The 18969-nt window shown below is 71.5% G+C and carries 20 protein-coding genes; 18 read left to right on the forward strand and 2 right to left on the reverse strand.

Translation table 11 applies throughout. The features are described 5' to 3' along the window. The first annotated feature begins 225 nt into the window (after nucleotides 1–225). The 15 genes from K7C20_RS23750 (at nucleotide 226) to K7C20_RS23820 (ending at nucleotide 13219) form a co-directional block, all read left to right on the forward strand. Nucleotides 226–1827, forward strand: a complete 1602-nt coding sequence (locus K7C20_RS23750) for a hypothetical protein (RefSeq protein ID WP_053209770.1) — start codon at nucleotides 226–228, stop codon at nucleotides 1825–1827. A 136-nt stretch (nucleotides 1828–1963) separates the two neighbouring features. Then, the gene (gene cpaB, locus K7C20_RS23755; RefSeq protein ID WP_209443985.1) at nucleotides 1964–2686 is read left to right on the forward strand and encodes a Flp pilus assembly protein CpaB; all 723 of its coding nucleotides are present in this window, start codon (nucleotides 1964–1966) and stop codon (nucleotides 2684–2686) included. A 13-nt stretch (nucleotides 2687–2699) separates the two neighbouring features. Further along, nucleotides 2700–4154, forward strand: a complete 1455-nt coding sequence (locus K7C20_RS23760) for an AAA family ATPase (protein WP_053209768.1) — start codon at nucleotides 2700–2702, stop codon at nucleotides 4152–4154. A gap of 3 nt (nucleotides 4155–4157) precedes the next feature. After that, nucleotides 4158–4541 (forward strand): TadE family protein, encoded by a 384-nt coding sequence (locus tag K7C20_RS23765; RefSeq protein WP_030084325.1) that lies wholly within the window; start codon nucleotides 4158–4160, stop codon nucleotides 4539–4541. Beyond that, a complete protein-coding gene (locus tag K7C20_RS23770; RefSeq protein ID WP_030084324.1) occupies nucleotides 4538–4990 on the forward strand; it encodes a TadE/TadG family type IV pilus assembly protein in 453 nt (150 codons plus the stop codon). Before K7C20_RS23765 ends, K7C20_RS23770 begins: the two co-directional genes overlap by 4 nt. Beyond that, nucleotides 4987–6327 carry a CpaF family protein gene (locus K7C20_RS23775; RefSeq protein WP_053209767.1) on the forward strand — a complete coding sequence of 447 codons (1341 nt, stop codon included), beginning with the start codon at nucleotides 4987–4989 and terminating at the stop codon, nucleotides 6325–6327. The genes K7C20_RS23770 and K7C20_RS23775 overlap by 4 nt, the downstream gene beginning before the upstream one ends. Beyond that, nucleotides 6324–7271 carry a type II secretion system F family protein gene (locus K7C20_RS23780; protein WP_053209766.1) on the forward strand — a complete coding sequence of 316 codons (948 nt, stop codon included), beginning with the start codon at nucleotides 6324–6326 and terminating at the stop codon, nucleotides 7269–7271. Before K7C20_RS23775 ends, K7C20_RS23780 begins: the two co-directional genes overlap by 4 nt. Before the next feature lie 38 nt (nucleotides 7272–7309). Further along, nucleotides 7310–8203, forward strand: coding sequence for a DUF5936 domain-containing protein (locus tag K7C20_RS23785; RefSeq protein ID WP_030981410.1), 894 nt, complete (start codon nucleotides 7310–7312; stop codon nucleotides 8201–8203). A gap of 3 nt (nucleotides 8204–8206) precedes the next feature. Continuing rightward, on the forward strand, nucleotides 8207–8644 hold the full coding sequence (locus K7C20_RS23790) for a hypothetical protein (protein ID WP_030084320.1): 438 nt from the start codon (nucleotides 8207–8209) through the stop codon (nucleotides 8642–8644). A 362-nt stretch (nucleotides 8645–9006) separates the two neighbouring features. Beyond that, nucleotides 9007–9171 (forward strand): membrane protein, encoded by a 165-nt coding sequence (locus K7C20_RS23795; protein ID WP_018089307.1) that lies wholly within the window; start codon nucleotides 9007–9009, stop codon nucleotides 9169–9171. A 23-nt stretch (nucleotides 9172–9194) separates the two neighbouring features. Beyond that, on the forward strand, nucleotides 9195–9908 hold the full coding sequence (locus K7C20_RS23800; RefSeq protein ID WP_030084319.1) for a pilus assembly protein TadG-related protein: 714 nt from the start codon (nucleotides 9195–9197) through the stop codon (nucleotides 9906–9908). Nucleotides 9909–9987: 79 nt separating this feature from the next. After that, nucleotides 9988–10572 carry a hypothetical protein gene (locus tag K7C20_RS23805; protein ID WP_030084318.1) on the forward strand — a complete coding sequence of 195 codons (585 nt, stop codon included), beginning with the start codon at nucleotides 9988–9990 and terminating at the stop codon, nucleotides 10570–10572. Between the two features lie 10 nt (nucleotides 10573–10582). Then, nucleotides 10583–11215 (forward strand): OmpA family protein, encoded by a 633-nt coding sequence (locus K7C20_RS23810; protein WP_030084313.1) that lies wholly within the window; start codon nucleotides 10583–10585, stop codon nucleotides 11213–11215. A 52-nt stretch (nucleotides 11216–11267) separates the two neighbouring features. After that, complete coding sequence (locus tag K7C20_RS23815; protein ID WP_030084312.1) at nucleotides 11268–11849, forward strand: TetR/AcrR family transcriptional regulator; 582 nt, start codon at nucleotides 11268–11270, stop codon at nucleotides 11847–11849. Between the two features lie 170 nt (nucleotides 11850–12019). Continuing rightward, entirely contained in the window at nucleotides 12020–13219 is a 1200-nt protein-coding gene (locus K7C20_RS23820) for a Cmx/CmrA family chloramphenicol efflux MFS transporter (protein WP_030084310.1), read from the forward strand. 19 nt (nucleotides 13220–13238) lie between these two features. On the opposite strand, the gene K7C20_RS23825 is transcribed toward K7C20_RS23820, so the two are convergent. Continuing rightward, nucleotides 13239–13592 carry a DUF192 domain-containing protein gene (locus tag K7C20_RS23825; RefSeq protein ID WP_030084308.1) on the reverse strand — a complete coding sequence of 118 codons (354 nt, stop codon included), beginning with the start codon at nucleotides 13590–13592 and terminating at the stop codon, nucleotides 13239–13241. Nucleotides 13593–13673: 81 nt separating this feature from the next. Here K7C20_RS23825 and K7C20_RS23830 point away from each other — a divergent pair, with 81 nt between their 5' ends. Further along, a complete protein-coding gene (locus tag K7C20_RS23830; protein WP_078953470.1) occupies nucleotides 13674–14399 on the forward strand; it encodes a prepilin peptidase in 726 nt (241 codons plus the stop codon). 344 nt (nucleotides 14400–14743) lie between these two features. On the opposite strand, the gene mgrA is transcribed toward K7C20_RS23830, so the two are convergent. Next, nucleotides 14744–15775: an L-glyceraldehyde 3-phosphate reductase gene (gene mgrA / locus K7C20_RS23835; protein ID WP_030084303.1), complete on the reverse strand. Its 1032-nt coding sequence runs from the start codon at nucleotides 15773–15775 to the stop codon at nucleotides 14744–14746. A gap of 140 nt (nucleotides 15776–15915) precedes the next feature. Here mgrA and K7C20_RS23840 point away from each other — a divergent pair, with 140 nt between their 5' ends. Both K7C20_RS23840 and K7C20_RS23845 read left to right on the forward strand, forming a co-directional pair. Continuing rightward, a complete protein-coding gene (locus tag K7C20_RS23840; protein WP_030981419.1) occupies nucleotides 15916–16695 on the forward strand; it encodes an isoprenyl transferase in 780 nt (259 codons plus the stop codon). 552 nt (nucleotides 16696–17247) lie between these two features. Then, entirely contained in the window at nucleotides 17248–18570 is a 1323-nt protein-coding gene (locus K7C20_RS23845) for a PhoH family protein (RefSeq protein WP_030084292.1), read from the forward strand. Nucleotides 18571–18969: the final 399 nt, after the last annotated feature.

Here is an 18969-nt window from a genome sequence, read left to right on the forward strand (position 1 = left end):
ACCATTGGCCCTGTCAAGAGTCTTGCCGGAAGCGGGTGTTCCCCTGATGGTCGCCTGGCCGGTATGCGCCCTTTCCCTACGGGGTGATGGTGATGACGAGTAGCCCAGAACGTGTTCTCTGGGACGTATCTCTGTGGATAAAGTGCTGAGCGTACGGCGCCTAGCAGAGCTGTGCCGATCCGCGGTCCCGGGGCCCCCGGCGGCCGGAGGGAGTGGGGGAGCGACGTGCCGACCGCGATTGCAGTCACCAGCCCTGACCTCGCGCTGCCCGCGACCGACCGGCAGACCCCCGCCGCCGTCGTGCTCCGGGCCCCGCATCTCCAGCCGCTGGACGACGCCCTGACGGAGACCAGTGCGGTGCTGGAGCACCACGGCCACCTCATCGTGCTGTACTCCTCGGCCTGCCCGCCGGAGCACATCCGGCGGTTGCACACCCTGCGCTCCTTCCTGGAGAGCGACCGGATCGCCATCGTGCCGCTGTCCCTGCCGCCGCTGGGCGTGGCGTTACTGGCCCGTCAGCTGCGGCAGTTGTCGCTGTGTGGTTTCAGCCCCGGTGTGCTGGCCGGCGCGGCACGGCTGCTGAGTCATTACGTGCACGCCGGCGCCCTGCTGGGCAGTGTGAACGGCCTGGACCGCATCGAGGTCGACCTGCGGTCCCATGTGAAGTCCTGGCTGCCCGGCGCCCACTTCGCGGTGCTGGCCCACCCCGAGCCGCGGCTGCTGCATCTGGACCGGCACAGCACCGAGGCCGGACTGCCGGCGCCCGGGTTCACCACGCAGCTCGCGCTCGCCCGCGGCCAGCTCACCTCCGAGTGGGTGACCGCGGCGCTCGCCCCGGCCTGGCAGGTGCTGGGGGTCTACGAGGCCCGGCTGCCCGCCGAGTCCGCCCGGTGGTGGGGGACCCAGAAGCTCATCGAATTCGCGGCGGCCATACCGGACGTGTCGGTCCTCCATCAGCTGGTGTCCTCCGTACGGCGCGAGGCGTGCGGCTGGTGCGGGCTGGAACTCCTCGGCGACCACTGTGCGTTCTGCGCGGCGCCACTGGCGCGGGAACGGGCGGACGGGGGTGGCGGCCCGGGGCAGGGGCCGGCGGCCATAGGAGGGCCGACAATCCGGCCGGGGCAGGGTGCTGCTGCTCCTGCCGCCACGGCCTCCGCTACCGCCACTCCCCCGGCCGCCGCTCCGGCGACGGCTTCGGGCGCTGCTTCCGCTCCGGCCCCCGGGCCGTCTGCTGCCCCGGTCTCTCCTCCCCTGCCGGGGCCTGCGCCGGCGTTCACGACGTCTCCAGGCCCTGCTTCCGCTCCGGCTCCCGGGCCGGCCCCCGCTCCGGCTCCCGGGCCGTCCGGCGGTACGGGTGCGCCCGAGGCTCCCTCGGCGGCCCCGGCCGGACCGCATCCCTCGCCGTGGGACGAGCGTGGCCTCTCCCCGGTGGCGCCGCCCGGTGTGGCGGGTGTGGCCGGTGTGCTCGGCGTGCCGGGTGTGGCGGACGTACGGGGTGACGGCACCGGTGGCAGCGACGGAACGGGGCAGTGGGACGTCCGCGGGCCTGACCTCTCGGCGGGCGGCCCGCCGGCGTCGGGGAACCCGTACGGCTCCGGGCGCCCGGTGCCCGGGAACCCCTACGCGTGCGACGACGGCCCCCGGGCTCCCGGCCACTGGGATCTGCCCGGCCACCCCGATTTCGCCGCGCACCCCGAGGGGCCAGGCCATCCGGACCTGCCCGGCCGCCCGGACCTGGCCGGCCGTCCGGACCTGGCCGGCCACCCGGACCTGCCCGGCCGTCCCGACGTCCCCGGCACTCCGCGGACGGTGGCCCGCGTGCGCTGAGCCCGACCGGGCCGCCCGTGCCCGCCTTCACCGGCCGACCCCGCCGGCCGCCGGTCCACCGGCCCCCGTCCGGCGACCGCCCGCCCCTGTCCGACCGCCCGCCCCTTCTCCCCGTCCCGATCGAGGTCCCTCCCCCATGAACTCACGCCAGCGCCGCGGAGTGATCCTGCTGCTCCTGTCGGTTCTCTGTGCGGTCGGCGCGTTCGTCGGCGTACTGTCGGTGATCAAGAACGTCGAGTCCAAGGTCGGCCCCGAAAAGACGGCTTACCGGCTGAAGACGGATGTCGCGGCCTATAAAGCGCTGGATCCTGGGCAGTTCGAGAAGGTGAAGATGCCGCAGCGGTGGCTGCCGCCGACGGCCGTGACCGATCTCGACAAGGTCAGCGGCAGGATCGCGGTGACCCCGTTGAAGAAGGGGTCGCTGTTGCAGGACGACATGATCGTGGAGCGGCCCGCGCTGAAGGCCGGGCAGCAGGAGATCGCCATCATGATCGACGCGGCCACCGGCGTGGCCGGCAAGATCAACCCCGGTGCCCGGGTGAACATCTTCGCCACCTTCGAGGGCAAGCGCCCCGAGGACAAGCCGGTCTCCAAGGTCATTGTCTCCGGCGCCCAGGTCATCGACGTCGGCAAGCTGACGCCCCTGGAGGCCAAGGACCCCGGCGACACCACCACCACCACCGGCCGGCAGGCCGGGGAGGCCGTCCCGATCACCTTCGCGCTCAACACCCGGGACGCCCAACGGGTCGCCTACGCCGAGTCCTTCGCCTCTCACGTGCGGCTCGCCCTGATCGCCCCCGGCAGCGAGGCCACCATCCCGCCCGGCCAGCGCACCTACACCCTCGACGGCGACAAGTGACCCGGAGGCTCAGGTGACCATCCGTATCCTCCCGGCGATCGGCGACCCGGACGCCGCGCGAGCGGTGTCCTCGCTGCTCAACCAGCTGCCGGACGCCGAGCCCGCGCCCACCGTCGCCGGCTCCGCAGCGCTGCTCGACTCGCTGGCCGGCGCCGCCGCCCAGGGGGCCGCCGCGTCGTCCGCCGCCTCGCCCGCGGCCGGTCCGCCGTCCGCCGTCGAGGCGCTCCCCGAGGTCGTGCTCGTCCATGAGCGGATCGGCCCGACGCCGGCGCTGGAGCTGATCCGCGAGGTGGCGCTGCGCTTCCCCGCCGTCGGCGTCGTACTGATCACCACGGACGCCGGCCCCGCGCTGTTCTCCGCGGCGATGGACGCCGGTGCCCGCGGCGTCGTCGGACTCCCGCTCGGCTACGACGAGCTGGCCGCGCGGGTGCAGGCCGCCGCCCAGTGGTCGGCGGGCGTACGGGTACACCTCGGGGGCAGCCCGGAGACGGCCCCCGGGCCGGCCGGCACCCTGGTGACCGTGACCGGCGCCAAGGGCGGGGTGGGCACCACCGTCACCGCGGTGCAGCTGGCGCTGGCCGCACGGGCCGCGGGCCGCAGCGTCGCGCTGCTGGACCTGGATCTCCAGTCCGGCGACGTGGCCTCCTATCTGGACGTCCGGTTCCGCCGCTCGGTCGTCGATCTGGCGGGCATCGCGGACATCTCCGTACGGGTGCTCCAGGACGCGGTGCACGACCACCACACGGGCCTGGGGCTGCTGCTGGCGCCCGAGGAGGGGGAACGCGGCGAGGAGGTCGACGACCGGGCGGCCCGCCAGATCATCGGCGCGCTGCGCTCCCGCTACGAAGTGGTGCTGGTCGACTGCGGCTCCCAGATGCAGTCCGCCAACGCCGCGGCCGTCGAACTCGCCGATGTGGCACTGCTGGTGACCACCCCGGACGTGGTGTCCGTGCGGGCCGCCAAGCGGCAGGTGCGGCTGTGGGACCGGTTGCAGATCCGTCAGGCCGAGGACACCACCACAGTGGTCAACCGCCTCACCCGTAACACCGAGATCCAGCCGCCGCTGGTCGCCAAGGCCACCGGCACCCAGGTCGTCCGGACCCATGTACCGGCCGCCTTCAAGGAGCTCCAGCCCTGTGTCGACGCGGGCCGGATGCAGGATCTCGACGGCAAGTCGACGGTCCGGCAGGCGCTGTGGGCGCTCGCGGGCGAACTCGGCCTGGTCGAGTCGCCGGCCGTGCGGCAGGGCCGGGGCAGCCACCGGGCGCGCCCGACACTGACGGGGCGCAAGCGCAAAGCCATAACGCCGGGGGCGGCTCCCGGTTCCGGGCCGGGTCAGGGCCCGGCATCGGGGCCGGCCTCCGGGGCGGGTTCAGGGTCCGGCATCCGGTTCGGCGCCCGACGCGGCTCCGCGGCGGGCGGCGGCTCGGGTCCGTTCGATCCGGCCGGTCCCTACGAGGAGGGCTGAGCGGTGCGGCGCCCACTGGGCGGCAACGACCGGGGGCAGGTCGCCGTGGAATTCATGGGGCTGCTCCCGCTGATCCTGGTGGTCCTCGCCCTGCTGTGGCAGCTGGTGCTGGTCGGCTACGCGTACTCGCTCGCCGCCCACTCCGCCGACCGCGGCGCGCGGGCCGGAACCGCGACGGACGGGGGCGGCGCCGGTGCCTGCCGGGCCGCCGCCGAGGACGAACTCCCCAGCTCCTGGCGGGGCGGTGCCACGATCTCCTGCGGCCCTGGAGCGGGCGTGTGGAAGGCGACGGTCGACATCGAGGTCCCGGTGCTCTTCCCCGGCGCGGCCACCTTCCCGTGGTCGGCCCAGGGCTCGGCCGGGGCCGCGAAGGAGGACGCCCGATGAGCGTCCTGCGCCTGCCCGCCCGGCTCCGCGGCCACGGCCGCGACCGGGGCACGGTCTCCATCGAATTCCTCGGCTTCCTGCCGATCCTGCTGGTCGTCGGGCTGGCGGTGGTCCAGCTCGGCCTCGCCGCGTTCGCCGTCCAGCAGGCCGGTACGGGAGCGCGCGCCGCGGCCCGTACCGCCTCGATGGACGAGGCCGACCACCCGGCCGACCCGCAGGCCGCCGGCCGGGCCGCGATGACCGGCTGGGTCTCGCGCGGTGCGCAGGTCTCGGTGGACGGCGGGGGCGGCGAGGTCCGCGCGACGGTGCGCGTCACCATTCCCTCGCTCCTGCCCGGCATCAAGGACTTCGGCTCCGCCAGCCGCAGCGCCACCATGCCCCGCCCGCAGAAATCCGCCGCCCTGGGCCTCCGGGTGGCGGACCCGTACGAAGGAGCACCCCCGCGATGAGCCTGAAAGCCCGGATCGTCGCCCCCGAACCGGCCGGTGAGGCGCGGCAGGACAGCCATATGGTGGCTGCCTACCGCGCCAAACTGCTCGAAGAGATCGACCTCGCCGAGATGTCCTCGCTGGCGGCGGCCGAGCGCCGCGGGCGGCTGGAACGCGTGCTGGGCCACATCATCAGCCGCGAGGGCCCGGTGCTCTCCACCGCCGAACGCGCCCAGCTCATCCGCCGGGTGGTGGACGAGGCGCTCGGCCTGGGGGTGCTGGAGCCGCTGCTCGAAGACGCCTCGATCACCGAGATCATGGTCAACGGCCCGGACCAGGTGTATGTCGAGCGGGCCGGCCGGGTCGAGCTGCTGCCCGTCCGCTTCGCCTCGCACGAGCAGCTGATGCAGACCATCGAGCGGATCGTCTCCACCGTCAACCGGCGGGTCGACGAGTCCAATCCGATGGTCGACGCCCGGCTGCCGTCCGGCGAACGCGTCAATGTCATCATCCCGCCGCTCGCGCTGAACGGCGCCACCCTCACCATCCGCCGCTTCCCGCGCGCCTACACCCTCGCCGAACTCATCGGCATGGGCACCCTCGACGAGCAGATGCTGATGCTGCTGGCGGGGCTGGTGCGGGCCAAGTTCAACGTGGTGGTCTCCGGTGCCACCGGTGCGGGCAAAACCACGCTCCTCAACGCCCTCTCCGGCCTGATTCCGGACGGGGAGCGGATCATCACCGTCGAGGACGCCGCCGAACTCCAGCTCCAGCAGAGCCATGTCATCCGGCTGGAGTCCCGGCCGCCCAACGTGGAGGGCAAGGGCCGGATCACCATCCGCGACCTCGTACGCAACTCCCTTCGCATGCGCCCCGACCGCATCATCGTCGGCGAGGTACGCGGCGGCGAGACCCTCGACATGCTCCAGGCGATGTCGACCGGCCACGACGGTTCGCTCGCCACCGTCCACGCCAACAGCGCCGAGGACGCCCTGATGCGCCTCCAGACCCTGGCCTCCATGTCGGACGTCAAGATCCCCTTCGAGGCGCTGCGGGACCAGATCAACAGCGCCGTCGACTGCATCGTCCAGCTCACCCGGCACGCCGACGGCTCCCGCCGGATCAGCGAGATCGCCATCCTCGACTCGCGCGGCCACGAGGACTACCGGATCGCGACGGTCTGCCGCTTCGACGCCGAACCGATGGGCGCCGACCGCATCGTGCACGGGCGGTTCCGCTACTTTCCGCTGCCGCGCCGGGTCGCCGAACGCCTCTTCATGGCGAGCGAGCCCACCCCGCCCGCCTTCGGCGTCGCCACCGACGACGCCCAACTCGCCACCCGGAAGGCCCTCTCATGACCGGCGGGAACCACCTCGCCCTGCTCGCCATCGGCGCCACCCTGCTGTGCGGGGTGCTCGCGATCGCCGGCGTACGGACGTACGCGGCCGGGCGCGCCCAGCGGCAGGCAGTCGTCGACCGGCTCGACGACGAGCGCAGGCGGCCGGCCGACGGACGGCAGCGACGCTTCCCGTCCGTCGACCGGACCTTGCGCGCCACCCGCTTCGGCCGCCGCCTCGAACTGCGGCTGGCCGCCACCGGTCTGGACGTCACCCCCGGCGAATTCTTCGTCTACATGCTCGGTGCGATCCTCGCGCTGTGGCTGATCGCGCAGGCCACCCTCGCCCCGTTCTTCGGCCCGATCGCCGCGCTGGTCGCCGTCTGGGCCGCGTTCGCCTTCCTCAACTGGCAGCGGCAGAAGCGCATCGAGAAGTTCATCAACCAGCTGCCCGAGCTCTCCCGGATCCTCGCCAACGCCACCCAGGCCGGGCTCGCCCTGCGGACCGCGCTGGGCATGGCGGCCGAGGAGCTGGACGCACCGGCCGGTGAGGAGCTGGGCAAGGTCTCCGACAAGCTCGCCGTCGGCCACTCCGTCGACGAGGCGCTCGGCGAGCTGGCCGAACGCCTCCCGTCCCGCGAACTCGTCGTCCTCGTCACCACCCTGGTGCTCTCCAACCGCGCCGGCGGGACGGTCGTCGGCTCGCTCCGCAACCTCACCAAGACCCTGGAGGAGCGCAAGGAGACCCGTCGTGAGGTCCGCACCCAGCTCTCCCAGGTCGTGGTCACCGCCTATGTCGTCCCGCTGCTCGGTATCGGCACGCTGCTGCTGATGAACCGGATCGCTCCGGGCGCGATCGACCGGATGACCTCCTCCTTCCTCGGCCAGCTCGCGGTCGTGGTGGCCTTCGTCCTCTACGGGCTCGGTTTCTTCTTCATCCGCCGGCTGTCCAAGATCGACGTCTAGATACCGGCACCGGCATCGGTATCCCCAGGGGAACAGGAATGGGAATCGGAATTCTGCTGGCCGCGGCCTTCGCCCTCTCGGTCGCCGGCATCTGCGGCGGTATCGCTCTCTACCGCCGCGAGGCCCGGCTGCCGCCGGACCTGGCGCTGTCCCTGGAGGTCGGCGCGACCCGCACCACGGTGGTCGGCTCCGCGGTGGACCGCACCGGGATGCGCTATGCGCCGCTGGTGCTGCGGCTGATGGGCGACAAACGCACCGCCCGGGTCCGCCGCCGGATCGACCTGGCCGGCAATCCCGGCGGCCTGACCGTCGACCGGTACGCCGCCCGGCGCGCCGTGTACGGGGCGCTCGGATTCTTCGGCGCGCTGGTGATGTTCCTGCGCGGTCAGCCGCTGCTCGGCGTCCTGATGGTGCTCTTCGGTCTCTTCTGGACCGAGGTCGGCATCTGGGCCGCGATCCGCCAGCGCAAGGACACCATCGAACGCACCCTTCCGGACTTTCTGGACGTGCTGGCCGTCGTGGTCAGCGCGGGCCTGAGCTTCCGTCAGGCCCTGGACCGGGTCGCGGAGAAGTACGAGGGGCCATGGGCCGATGAACTCCGCATCACGCTGCGGCAGATGGACATGGGCGTCAGCCGTCGCGCGGCCTTCGAGGAGCTACGCAAACGCAACGACTCCGAACAGGTCGCCCAGTTCGTCACCGCGCTCCAGCAGGGCGAGGAACTCGGCTCGCCGATCGTCGACACCCTGATCCAGATCGCCGACGACATGCGCCGCACCGACGCCCAGAACGCCCGGCGCCGGGCCGCCCGCGCGGTCCCCAAGGCCACCATGGTCGTCACCACCTTTATGGTTCCGGCCACGATGATCCTGCTCATCGCCGGGTTCTTCCTGGGCTCGGGCACCAACTTCGGCTCGCTGATGGGGAAGTGATCCGTGCCGCCGGTCCCGGCCCCGGCCCCGCCCCCGGCCTCCTGGCGCCGCGGGACCGCGCTCGGCGTACCCGGGCTGATCCTCCTCGGCGCGCTCCTCTCCGTACTCTCCACCGCCTTCTCCGCCGACACCTTCCACGACTGTCACTACTTCGGGCCGTCCTTGCGGATGCACATTTTCGGGTGGGCAGGCCTGTGCGCCGGGCTCGCCGCCCCGGTGCTGTACGCGGTGCTGCACCGGGGCGCACTCCGGCGCGGCTGGGCGCCGGCGCCGTCCCGGGCCTCCGGTGCGGCCCTGGTTTTCCTGGTTCCGGGCGTGCTGCCACTGCTCTTCGAGGCCTTCGTGGTGTGGACCCTGTACGCTCCCGATCCGGCCGGTGGCCACGACTGTTCGGGCCTGGCGTACGTGCTCGGCGGCAGTGGCCCCTACCCGGCCGGATGAGTACGCCGCGCCGCCCGCTTCTCGTCAACTCCTTCGCAAGAGCAACGAGTTGTGTCACAGTGGGTGGGCGGACGGTTTCGCTCGCACTATGGTGCGGACGGGCCGGCCGGTCCACATGGGCAGGAGAGCGGGGCACGGTCCCGGAGGGGGAACGGGGGTGGGTGGGGTGCGACCAAGTGGCCGAAATGTGCCGTCGTGCCTGCCGTCCGTGATCCCAATTCAGGATTGGGTACGGAAGCCCTGTTCCGGGCACGATGTTCCGGCGTACTTTTCTCGTGTCGTGAGCGCGGTCGAACGCGCCGGCACCACGGGGACAGACCAGCCGGACCAGAGCGGTACGGCCGCCCATGGAGGGGAAGACGATGGCGAAGCGTATTTTGGGGAACGACCGGGGACAGACCTCGATCGAGTACCTCGGCATCATCGCGGTGGTCGTGGCGATCGTCCTGGTCCTGTCGACCACGGACTTCGGCAGCCAGATCGCGAACGCCATCGCCAACAAGATCTCCGACGTCGTCGGCATTTAGGGCCCGCCGCTGCCGCCACTGCCGTGCCGGCCCTCATCAAGCGCCGTCGGCGCGACGCCGGGCAGGCCTTCCCGCTCTACATCGTTGCGGTCGGAGGCCTGCTCTTCCTCGCGCTCGCCTTCTTCGCCGTGGGCCAGGCCGCGGCCACCCGCAACGGTGCGCAGACCGCTGCCGACGCGGCCGCGCTCGCCGCCGGGCAGAAGTACCGCGACCTGCTGACCGAGGGCGTTCTCGACGGGCTCCGCGACGGCAGTTACGAGACCAACCGGGCCGTCTGGAAGGACCTGCTGAACGGGCGCGGCGCCCCGTCCCCAGCGGCCTGCGAAAGCGCGGGCTGGTTCGCCGAACGGAACGGTGCCCACCTCCTCGGTTCCGGTTCGGGCTGCATCCCGGACTCCTGGCCCACCTCGTTCGCCGTCAGGGTCTCCACCCAGAAATCCGTGGGCAATTCCGTCATCCCGATGACCAGGAGCGCTCACGCGAAGGCCGAGGCGAAGTCCGTCGTCGAGCCCCGCTGCACCCTCGATCCCGCCGAGGGCGACACGGGCGGGCCGGACGGCAAGGGCGACAAGGGCGACGAGGGAGGCGAGGGAGACAAGGGGGGCACGGGCAAGGACGGCCCCCGGCCCGCGTCCGTCGAGCTCACCTGTGACGGAAAGCGCTGGACGCTCGACCCCGACCACCTCCAGCATCTGCCCGACGCATCCGATCTCTTCGCCGTACGCCTCGCCCATTGACCGGCCGCCCCCGCACCCCGCTCACCACCCCGACCCGCACACCGAGACGACCAGACGACGATCAAAGGAATCGCATCCAATGAGCATTCGGCGCACCACGAAGGCCGCCAGGGGAGCGGTCGCCATGGCGAGCGCTGTCGGCCTGGCTCTCGTTGTGGCCGGCTGTGGTGGTGGTGAGGGCGGTGCCGAGGCGACGGACGGCAACAAGCCGCCGGCCCGCAGCACCGCCCCGAAGGACAGCGGCCCCGGCAGCCCGGCGGCCGACTCCGACAAGGTGATCGGCGAAATGAAGGGCCCGGACGGCGTGGTGGTGACCCTGCACTCCGTCGTCCGTGACTCCGGCGGCTTCGTCACCGTCAACGGCACGGTGTCCAACCGCGGCAGCCGCGCCTTCAACGCCATCGACTGGCGCTCCAACGAGACCGATCTGCGGTCCCGTTCCTCCATCTCCGGAGCCACCCTCGTCGACAAGGCGGGCAAGAAGCGGTATCTGGTGCTGCGCGACACCAACGGCGAATGTCTGTGCACGACCGGTCTCAGCGGTCTGATGCCGGGAGCCAGCCGCCCGATCTTCGCCCAGTTCCCGGCGCCCCCGGCCAAGGTGGCCGAGGTCGACTTCCAGTTGCCGACCCTGCCCCCGGCCAGCGTGCAGATCACGGATTGAGCGGGCACCGATGACCGCGACCCAGATGCCCCGAGGACGCCGCGCGCGCCGAGCGCCCCGTACCGCCGTCACCGCCGCCGCCCTGCTGCTGACCGCGGCGCTGACGGCCCCGGCCGCCCATGCCGATCCGCCGGGCCTGACCGAGGACTCCAGCCCCCCGGTGCGCATCGACCCGAAGGACCCGGATCTGCGGATGGTGCAGGGCGCCGAACTCGCCCCGTCCAAGGTCCTCAACATCAAGTCCATCGTCGAGACGGACGACGGCTCCGAGCGGCGGCAGGACACCAATGACAATGTGACCTTCGCGCTCCAGGCCGAGGTCCTCTTCGGCAAGGACAGTGCCGAGCTGTCGGGGGACGCGCTGTCCCGGATCGGCACCATCGCGACGGAGATCAAGAAGCAGAACGCCACCAAACTGCGGGTCTTCGGCTTCACCGACAACCTCGGCTCGGCCGGCCACGGCCTGGTCCTGTCCAAGAAGCGGGCCGACGCCGTCCAGCAGGAGCTGGCCAAGGACCTCGGCTCGTCCGTCAGCTTCCAGATCCGCGGCTACGGCGAGCAGTACCCGATCGCCGACAACGGCACCGAGGCGGGCCGCAAGAAGAACCGCCGGGTCGAGGTCAGCTTCCCGCGCTCCTCGTGACCGGGACTTCAGTATTGGACCAGTCGATCCAATACGTGTTAGCGTCCTTGCCATGGCGCGACCCAGGAAGTTCGACGAGGGGCGGGCGCTGGACGCCGCGATGGAGGCGTTCTGGGCGTCCGGCTACGAGGCCACGTCCACGCAGGATCTGTGTGACGCCACGGGCCTGGGGCGCAGCAGCATCTACAACACGTTCAAGAGCAAGCACGACCTCTTCGAGCGGGCGCTGGCCCGCTATATGGAGTGGCAGAACGGCGAGCTGTTCGCGCTGCTGGAGAGCGAACTGCCCGCGCGGCAGAAGATCCACGCGCTGCTGCGGCGGGTGATCGACGACGAGTTCGCCGAGGATGCGGACGGCCGGGGTTGTCTGGTCGTCAATGCCTGTGTCGAGATCTCGGCCCATGACCCGTCGGTCGCGACATCGCTGGAGCGGGACTACGGCGTGCGGCTGGAAGCCATCCGCGCCGTGATCGAGTCCGGTCAGCGCGACGGGGACATCGCGGCCGACAAGGATGCCCGCACCCTCGCCCATCTGGTGATCGCCTCGGTCGGCGGGCTGCGCGTCTCGGCGCGGTCCGGTGTCGGCCGCACCGCCCTGGAGGCCGTCGCGGAGGCGACGCTGAGCGCCTTCTGACCTTCCGGCCGGCCCCCTCCCGCTGCCGCCTCTGACCTTCCCTTTCCCTCCTCTTCCCCTGCCCCCCTTCGCCGGGCCGCACCCTGCCCTCATTTTGAACTGATCGATCCAAAACGTGCCTGCGATCCACCGGACCTTCTCTCCCCCTCCCCATAACGGAGCCCCCTGTCATGCCACTTGCGATCTACCTCCTGGGCCTGGGCATCTTCGCCCAGGGCACCTCGGAGTTCATGCTCTCCGGCCTCCTCCCCGACATCGCCACCGATCTCGGCGTCTCCATCCCCGACGCCGGCCTGCTGGTCTCCGCCTTCGCCGTCGGCATGGTCCTCGGCGCACCCGTGCTGGCCGTGGCCACGCTGCGGGTGCCGCGCCGTACCGCCCTGGTCGCCTTCCAACTCGTCTTCGTCGCCGGGCATGTGGCCGGTGCGCTCGCACCGGGGTACGGGGTGCTGTTCGCGACCCGCATCGTCAGCGCCCTCGCCTACGCCGGGTTCTGGGCGGTGGCCGCGGCGACGGCGGTGAGCCTGGTGCCGCCGGGCGCCAAGGGGAAGGCGCTGTCCGTGGTCGCCATGGGGCTCACCCTCGCCACCATCGTGGGCGTGCCGGCCGGTACGGTCCTCAGCCAGCACGCGGGCTGGCGTGCGGCGTTCTGGGGCGTCGCCGCGCTCACCGTGCTCAGCGCGCTCTCGCTGCGGGCCGTGCTGCCCGGGGGACACGGCGCCGACGGTGAACTTCTCTCCGTACGAAGCGAGATGAGGGGGCTGGCCCGGCCGGCGCTGTGGGTGTCCTACCTCGTCACCACGCTGACCTTCGGCGCGGCGGTCGTCACCTTCAGCTATCTCGCCCCGCTGCTGACCGAGGTGAGCGGCCTGCCCGCGCAGTGGGTGCCGGTGGTGCTCGCCCTGTACGGGGTCGGCGGACTGGCCGGGGTGTCGCTCGGCGGGCGGATCGCCGACGCGGTGCCGCTGCGGACCCTGTTCCTCGGCGTCGGAGCGCTCACCGTCACCTCCGCTGCCCTCGCGCTGACGGCGGGTGGCCTCGGCACCACCATCGCCCTGGTCTTCGTCCTCGGATTCACCGCATTCGTCGTCAACCCGGTGGTGCAGTCACGGGTGTTCCGCCTCGCGCCCGGGGCGCCGATGCTGGCCGGTGCCCTGAACACCTCGGCCTTCAATGTCGGGATCACCCTCACCCCGATGCTGGGCGGTCTGGCCATCGACGCGGGCCTCGGATTCACCTCGGTGGCCTGGGTCGGTGCCGGCACCGGCGTGCTCGCCCTGGCGGCCACGGGGTGGGCGGCGGCACTGGAGCGGCGGAAGGGGCGGGACGAGGCGCCCGCCGTCGAACGCCCCGCGTACGCCACTGTGTAGGCCGCGGGACCCCCGCCCGTCAGCGGGCGGGTCCGACACCGAGGCGGAGGCCGGGGCGCAGGCCCCAGCGCGCCATCGCGCCGGCCTCCGCCTCCAGGACGTGCCGGGCGCGCAGGCGGGGGAGCCCCAGCCGCCCCGGACGCATGGTGCGTACGGCCAGCACCGTGAAGTCCCGGCTCAGATAGGCGACATCGATCGCGAACCGCATCCGGAACGTGTGCACACTGTTCGCCGGGGTCAGCAACAGCGCCCCCTCGATGCCCTCGCGGCCCAGCAACCCGCGGGTGCGGGCGCGGTAGGACGCCGCGATCTCCACCGGAATACCGGCATCCGCCCCGTACAGGACCCCCGGGCCGTTCTCCCAACGCGCCATGCACAGCGTTGTATCAGCTCCGTGCTCCTCATCCGCCCGGCCGCCCGGAGCCGGACGCCCTAGGGTCGACGCGTGTCAGTGATGCTGATGGTTCTCGCCGCCGTCTACGGAGCAGCGGCCGGGCTGCTCATACCGCGGCCCGCCCACCGGATGGCCGTCGAGCCCGAGGAGGAGTGGCGCGCGGTCTGCCCCGAGGGGCACGCGATCACCGGAGTGGCGCGGGGCTGGCTGGGGCGGGGGCGTTGCCCGGACTGCGGGGCGTACGGGCCGGGTGTGCTGCCGACGGCCGCGGCCACCGCGCTGGCCTGTGCGGCCCTGGCGGCGGCCACCGGGCCGCGGCCGGAACTCGTCGCCTGGCTGGTGATGGCACCGGTCGCGGTGCTGCTGGTGACCGTCGACTGGCGGGTCCGGCGCCTCCCGGACGAGCTGACGCTGCCGCTCGCCGTGGTGGCGGCGGCGCTGCTGGGGCTCGGCGGCTGGCTCACGGGGGAGAGCGGGGCATGGCGGCGGGCCCTGCTGGGCGGCCTGCTCCTCGGCGCGGGCTACCTCCTGCTCTACGCCGTCAACCCGCGGGGGATCGGCCTGGGCGACGTCAAGCTGGCGGTCGGGCTCGGGATCGCCCTCGGGTGGTACGGCTGGCGGACCCTCGTCACCGGCGGCGCGGCGGGGGTGCTGCTGGGCGCGCTCTACGGTGCGGGGCTGATGCTCGTCCGGCCCGGCGCGCGGAAGACGGCCATGCCGCTCGGGCCCTTCATGATCCTCGGCGCCTTCTGCGGGCTGCTCCTGGGCGCCGCCGCGGCCGTCTGACCGCGGCCCCGCGCCGGGTGGTCCCGCCGTACGCGGGGCCACGCACCCGGTGGGGGCTTGCCCGACCGGGCCGGACACCCGCACCGGACGGATTCCTTCCGCAGGCCGTTTTCCCTGCTCCCGGCCCTCGGGCGAGCCCGAGCCACGCCGCCGCGCGCGCCGGTGCACGAAGCATCGCCCCCGCGGGGTTATGGTGGAAACCCCCCCCTCGGGCCGGTCCGTATCCCCCCCACGGACCGGCCCGCTTTTTGTCGGCACCCGCTCGTGCGCGCACCGGCGGCGCAGTGGCCGACGGGACCGCCCGGCAGGCGCCGGCGCCCGTCGGACGGGTCAAGGCCTACTTGCTAGCGCCGCGCCCAGATGTTCACGCCGTCCGTCGTCTTCGCGAACTCGTCGATCTCGGTGAGCTCGGCGTCCGTGATCGCGGGCGCATCGAGGGCGGCGATGTTGGCCTCCAGCTGGGCGACGCTGCTGGCGCCGATCAGGGCGGAGGTCATCCGCGCGTCGCGCAGCACCCAGCCCAGGGCGAGCTGGGCCAGCGACTGGCCGCGGCGGGCGGCGATGTCGTTCAGGCCGCGGAGGCGGCGTACGACCTCGTCGGACAGCAGGCCCGGGTCCAGGGACTTGCCCAGCGAGGCGCGCGAGCCCTCGGGGATCCCGTGCAGGTACTTGTCCGTGAGCATGCCCTGCGCAAGTGGCGCAAAAGAGATGCAGCCCATGCCCTCGGCTTCGAGGGTGTCCAGCAGCAGATCGTCCTCGGTCCAGCGGTTGATCATCGAGTACGAGGGCTGGTGGATCAGCGCGGGGACACCCATGGCGCGCAGGATTCCGGCCGCCTCACGGGTCTGCTCGGCGTTGTAGGAGGAAACCCCGGCATACAGCGCCTTGCCCTGCCGGACGGCGGAGGCCAGGGCGCCCATCGTCTCCTCGAGCGGGGTCTCGGGATCGAAACGGTGCGAGTAGAAGATATCGACGTAATCGACACCCATCCGCTTCAGTGAGGCATCCAACGACGAGAGGAGATATTTCCGAGAACCCCATTCGCCGTAGGGGCCGGGGTGCATCAGATATCCGGCCTTCGTCGACAGAATCATCTCGTCGCGGTAGCCGCGGAAGTCCTGCGCGAAGATCTTTCCGAAGTTCAGCTCGGCGGACCCGGGGGGCGGGCCGTAGTTGTTGGCCAGATCGAAGTGGGTCACACCCAGGTCGAAGGCGCGGCGCAGGATGTCCCGCTGGGAGCTCAGGGTGCGGTCATCACCGAAGTTGTGCCAGAGTCCAAGGGAGATAGCGGGGAGTTTGAGTCCACTGCGACCCGTTCGACGGTACGTCATCGAGTCGAAGCGGGAATCCGCTGCGCGGTAGTCGGTGCCAGTCATGCTCAACTCCCTATCACGTACTTGTGACCTACCTGATTGGGCTGTCGTCACAGCTGAGAAGTAAAGTTGCCCACTTGAGGCGACGGGGCGACCGCCATTGGCACGGAGGGGCTGGACCACACATGCTGCGATCTTCCGGGATGCGCATCCCGTATCCGCCTGCACTGCGCAATCTGGCCTATCGGCTGTACGCGCGCAGGGTGGAGGGTCGCCTGGATCACACCCAGGTGCCCAAGCACGTCGGCGTCATCCTGGACGGCAACCGGCGCTGGGCGCGGGCCGACGGGCGGACGACAGAGCAGGGCCACCAGGCCGGTGCGGCCAAGATCAGTGAGCTGCTCGGCTGGTGCGAGGAGACCGATGTCGAGGTGGTCACGCTCTGGCTGCTGTCGACGGACAACCTGGACCGGCCCGAGGCCGAGCTGAAGCCGCTGCTGGGCATCATCGAGAACACCGTCCGGGACCTGGCCGCCGACGGCCGCTGGCGGGTCCACCACGTGGGCAACCGCGATCTGCTGCCCACCGCCACCCAGCAGGTGCTCAAGGAGTCCGAGCAGGCCACCCGCGACAACACCGGCGTCATGGTGAATGTCGCGATCGGCTACGGCGGCCGCCAGGAGATCGCCGACGCGGTGCGCTCGCTGCTGCTGGACCACGCCGAGCGCGGCACCTCCTTCGAGGAGCTCGCCGAGATCGTCGACATCGACCTGATCTCCGAGCACCTCTACACCCGCGGCCAGCCCGACCCGGACCTGGTGATCCGGACGAGCGGCGAGCAGCGGCTGTCGGGCTTCATGCTGTGGCAGAGCGCCCATTCGGAGTACTACTTCTGTGAAGTCTTCTGGCCGGCGTTCCGGAAGGTCGACTTCCTGCGTGCCCTGCGCGACTACGCCGCCCGGCACCGGCGCTACGGCTTCTAGGCGCCTCGCCCCGTACCGCCAGGCGGGTTAGTTACGCCCCGTACGCCCGTTACATCCCCTGAAGTCCTTGACGTCCCCACTGTCGCGGGGCGTCACCAGGCCCCGCCGGCCCATGTGCCGCTGGCGGGGCCTCTTCTGACGCAGCCTCCACTCGCGCACCACATTGGCGCCGCCGCCGCTCGGCGAGCACGCGTAACCCAAGGTTCATCGACCGTGCGTCATATGCCGTGGCATGGCTACGGGGGTTCGAGGGAATATCCCTTCCAGGTCGGCGTCCGGAACAAGCCATCGGGCGCCGCATCTCAGCGGACGGCATGGGGCCGTCCGCCCGGGAGGCCCTTTGCACATCACGGAGGTCCGTGCGCACCGCACGGTCGACGCGGGGGGCCGGTGTTCGGTCCGCGCATTGTGGTCCGAGCCCGGTCCGGTCACTAGATGGCCGGGGGTCCCGGGGACGCCGCCCAGCGGTAGCTGGGAAAGCGGTGGCCCCGGGAGAACACCGCCCCGCGACGCCGTCGCACCCCAACCTCATCCGAGGGGGTTCGTCCACCCGTGGTGAACATCAAGCAGCGCCGTGAGCACGACCGGCGCACTTATGTACTCGACACCAGTGTCCTGCTGGCGGATCCAGGAGCCATGGCCCGCTTCGACGAGCACGAAGTCGTGCTGCCGGTCGTGGTGGTCACGGAACTGGAGGCCAAACGGCACCACCCCGAGCTCGGCTACTTCGCGCGGCAGGCGCTGCGCCTGCTGGACGAGTACCGGGTGCAGTTCGGGCGGCTGGACTCGCCCATCCCCATCGGGGATCTCGGCGGGTCGCTCCGGGTCGAACTGAACCACTCCGACCCCGGGATCCTGCCCGCCGGCTTCCGGCTCGGCGACAACGACTCGCGGATCCTCGCGGTGGCGCGCAATCTCCAGGCCGAGGGGTACGACGTCACGGTCGTCTCCAAGGATCTGCCGCTGCGCATCAAGGCGTCCTCGGTCGGGCTGCTGGCCGAGGAGTACCGCGCCGAGCTGGCGATCACCGATTCCGGCTGGACGGGGATGGCCGAGCTGACCCTCTCCGCCGAACAGATCGACGGCCTGTTCGCCGCCGAGACCGCGCACGTACCGGAAGTCTCCGAACTTCCGGTGCATACCGGACTCGTACTCCAGTCCGAGCGCGGCAAGGCGCTGGGCCGGGTCACCGCGGACGGTGCGGTCCGGCTGGTGCGGGGCGACCGGGAGGTCTTCGGGATCCACGGCCGCAGCGCCGAACAGCGGATCGCGCTGGATCTGCTGCTCGACCCGGACGTCGGCATCGTCTCGATGGGCGGCCGGGCCGGTACGGGCAAGTCGGCGCTGGCGCTGTGTGCGGGCCTGGAGGCCGTATTGGAGCGCCGGCAGCACCGCAAGGTGATGGTGTTCCGCCCGCTGTATGCCGTCGGCGGGCAGGAGCTGGGCTATCTGCCGGGCAGCGAGGCGGAGAAGATGAGCCCCTGGGCTCAGGCCGTCTTCGACACGCTGTCCGCGGTGACCACCAAGGACGTCATCGAAGAGGTGGTGGGGCGCGGCATGTTGGAGGTGCTGCCGCTGACCCATATCCGCGGGCGGTCGCTGCACGACGCGTTCGTCATCGTGGACGAGGCCCAGTCGCTGGAGCGGAACGTCCTTTTGACGGTTCTGTCCCGTATCGGCGCCAACTCCCGGGTGGTGCTGACGCATGACGTCGCGCAGCGCGACAACCTCCGGGTCGGGCGGTACGACGGCGTGGTCGCGGTCGTCGAGAAGCTGAAGGGGCATCCGCTGTTCGCCCACGTCACGCTGAACCGCTCCGAGCGTTCGCCGATCGCGGCGCTGGTGACCGAAATGCTGGAGGAAGGCCGGATCTGACCGGTTGTGAACGCGTCGCCGCCCGGCAAAGCGAAGGAGCTTAGCCGGGCGGCGTTGTGCTGCGAGTGGATATCCGAAAATCATTTGCCGTAAACGAGGTGTGAGCTTTCACACCCAGTGGGGAATTGCCTCCCGGCGTCCTGGTCGGGCAGAGTCTGGGTCCTGTCAGGCCCCGCATACGGCATCAAGCACCCCCAGCGGTGTGTAGAACCAACGAACTTCATAGCGATGCGCCGTATGCCGCCCGAGCACCACGCGGACCCCGAGGGGGACGTACCGGGCCAGTGCCTCCCGTGACCAGCCGGACCCGCCCGCTCAACAGGGCCCGGAACAAGGGGAGGTCAGCGTCAGGGGCACGATTGCGCCCGCGAGGTCACCTATGCGGGCGATGCTGGAAGG

The organism is Streptomyces decoyicus, from assembly GCF_019880305.1.
Classification (GTDB): domain Bacteria; phylum Actinomycetota; class Actinomycetes; order Streptomycetales; family Streptomycetaceae; genus Streptomyces; species Streptomyces decoyicus.

What these genes read in the sequence shown, in the direction of transcription:
- cpaB (WP_209443985.1), top strand. Translation starts at nt 1,964, where the DNA reads ATGAACTCACGCCAGCGCCGCGGAGTGATCCTGCTGCTCCTGTCGGTT.
- K7C20_RS23770 (WP_030084324.1), top strand. Translation starts at nt 4,538, where the DNA reads ATGAGCGTCCTGCGCCTGCCCGCCCGGCTCCGCGGCCACGGCCGCGAC.
- K7C20_RS23775 (WP_053209767.1), top strand. Translation starts at nt 4,987, where the DNA reads ATGAGCCTGAAAGCCCGGATCGTCGCCCCCGAACCGGCCGGTGAGGCG.
- K7C20_RS23780 (WP_053209766.1), top strand. Translation starts at nt 6,324, where the DNA reads ATGACCGGCGGGAACCACCTCGCCCTGCTCGCCATCGGCGCCACCCTG.
- K7C20_RS23785 (WP_030981410.1), top strand. Translation starts at nt 7,310, where the DNA reads ATGGGAATCGGAATTCTGCTGGCCGCGGCCTTCGCCCTCTCGGTCGCC.
- K7C20_RS23795 (WP_018089307.1), top strand. Translation starts at nt 9,007, where the DNA reads ATGGCGAAGCGTATTTTGGGGAACGACCGGGGACAGACCTCGATCGAG.
- K7C20_RS23805 (WP_030084318.1), top strand. Translation starts at nt 9,988, where the DNA reads ATGAGCATTCGGCGCACCACGAAGGCCGCCAGGGGAGCGGTCGCCATG.
- K7C20_RS23810 (WP_030084313.1), top strand. Translation starts at nt 10,583, where the DNA reads ATGACCGCGACCCAGATGCCCCGAGGACGCCGCGCGCGCCGAGCGCCC.
- K7C20_RS23815 (WP_030084312.1), top strand. Translation starts at nt 11,268, where the DNA reads ATGGCGCGACCCAGGAAGTTCGACGAGGGGCGGGCGCTGGACGCCGCG.
- K7C20_RS23820 (WP_030084310.1), top strand. Translation starts at nt 12,020, where the DNA reads ATGCCACTTGCGATCTACCTCCTGGGCCTGGGCATCTTCGCCCAGGGC.
- K7C20_RS23825 (WP_030084308.1), bottom strand. Translation starts at nt 13,592, where the DNA reads ATGGCGCGTTGGGAGAACGGCCCGGGGGTCCTGTACGGGGCGGATGCC.
- K7C20_RS23830 (WP_078953470.1), top strand. Translation starts at nt 13,674, where the DNA reads ATGCTGATGGTTCTCGCCGCCGTCTACGGAGCAGCGGCCGGGCTGCTC.
- mgrA (WP_030084303.1), bottom strand. Translation starts at nt 15,775, where the DNA reads ATGACTGGCACCGACTACCGCGCAGCGGATTCCCGCTTCGACTCGATG.
- K7C20_RS23840 (WP_030981419.1), top strand. Translation starts at nt 15,916, where the DNA reads ATGCGCATCCCGTATCCGCCTGCACTGCGCAATCTGGCCTATCGGCTG.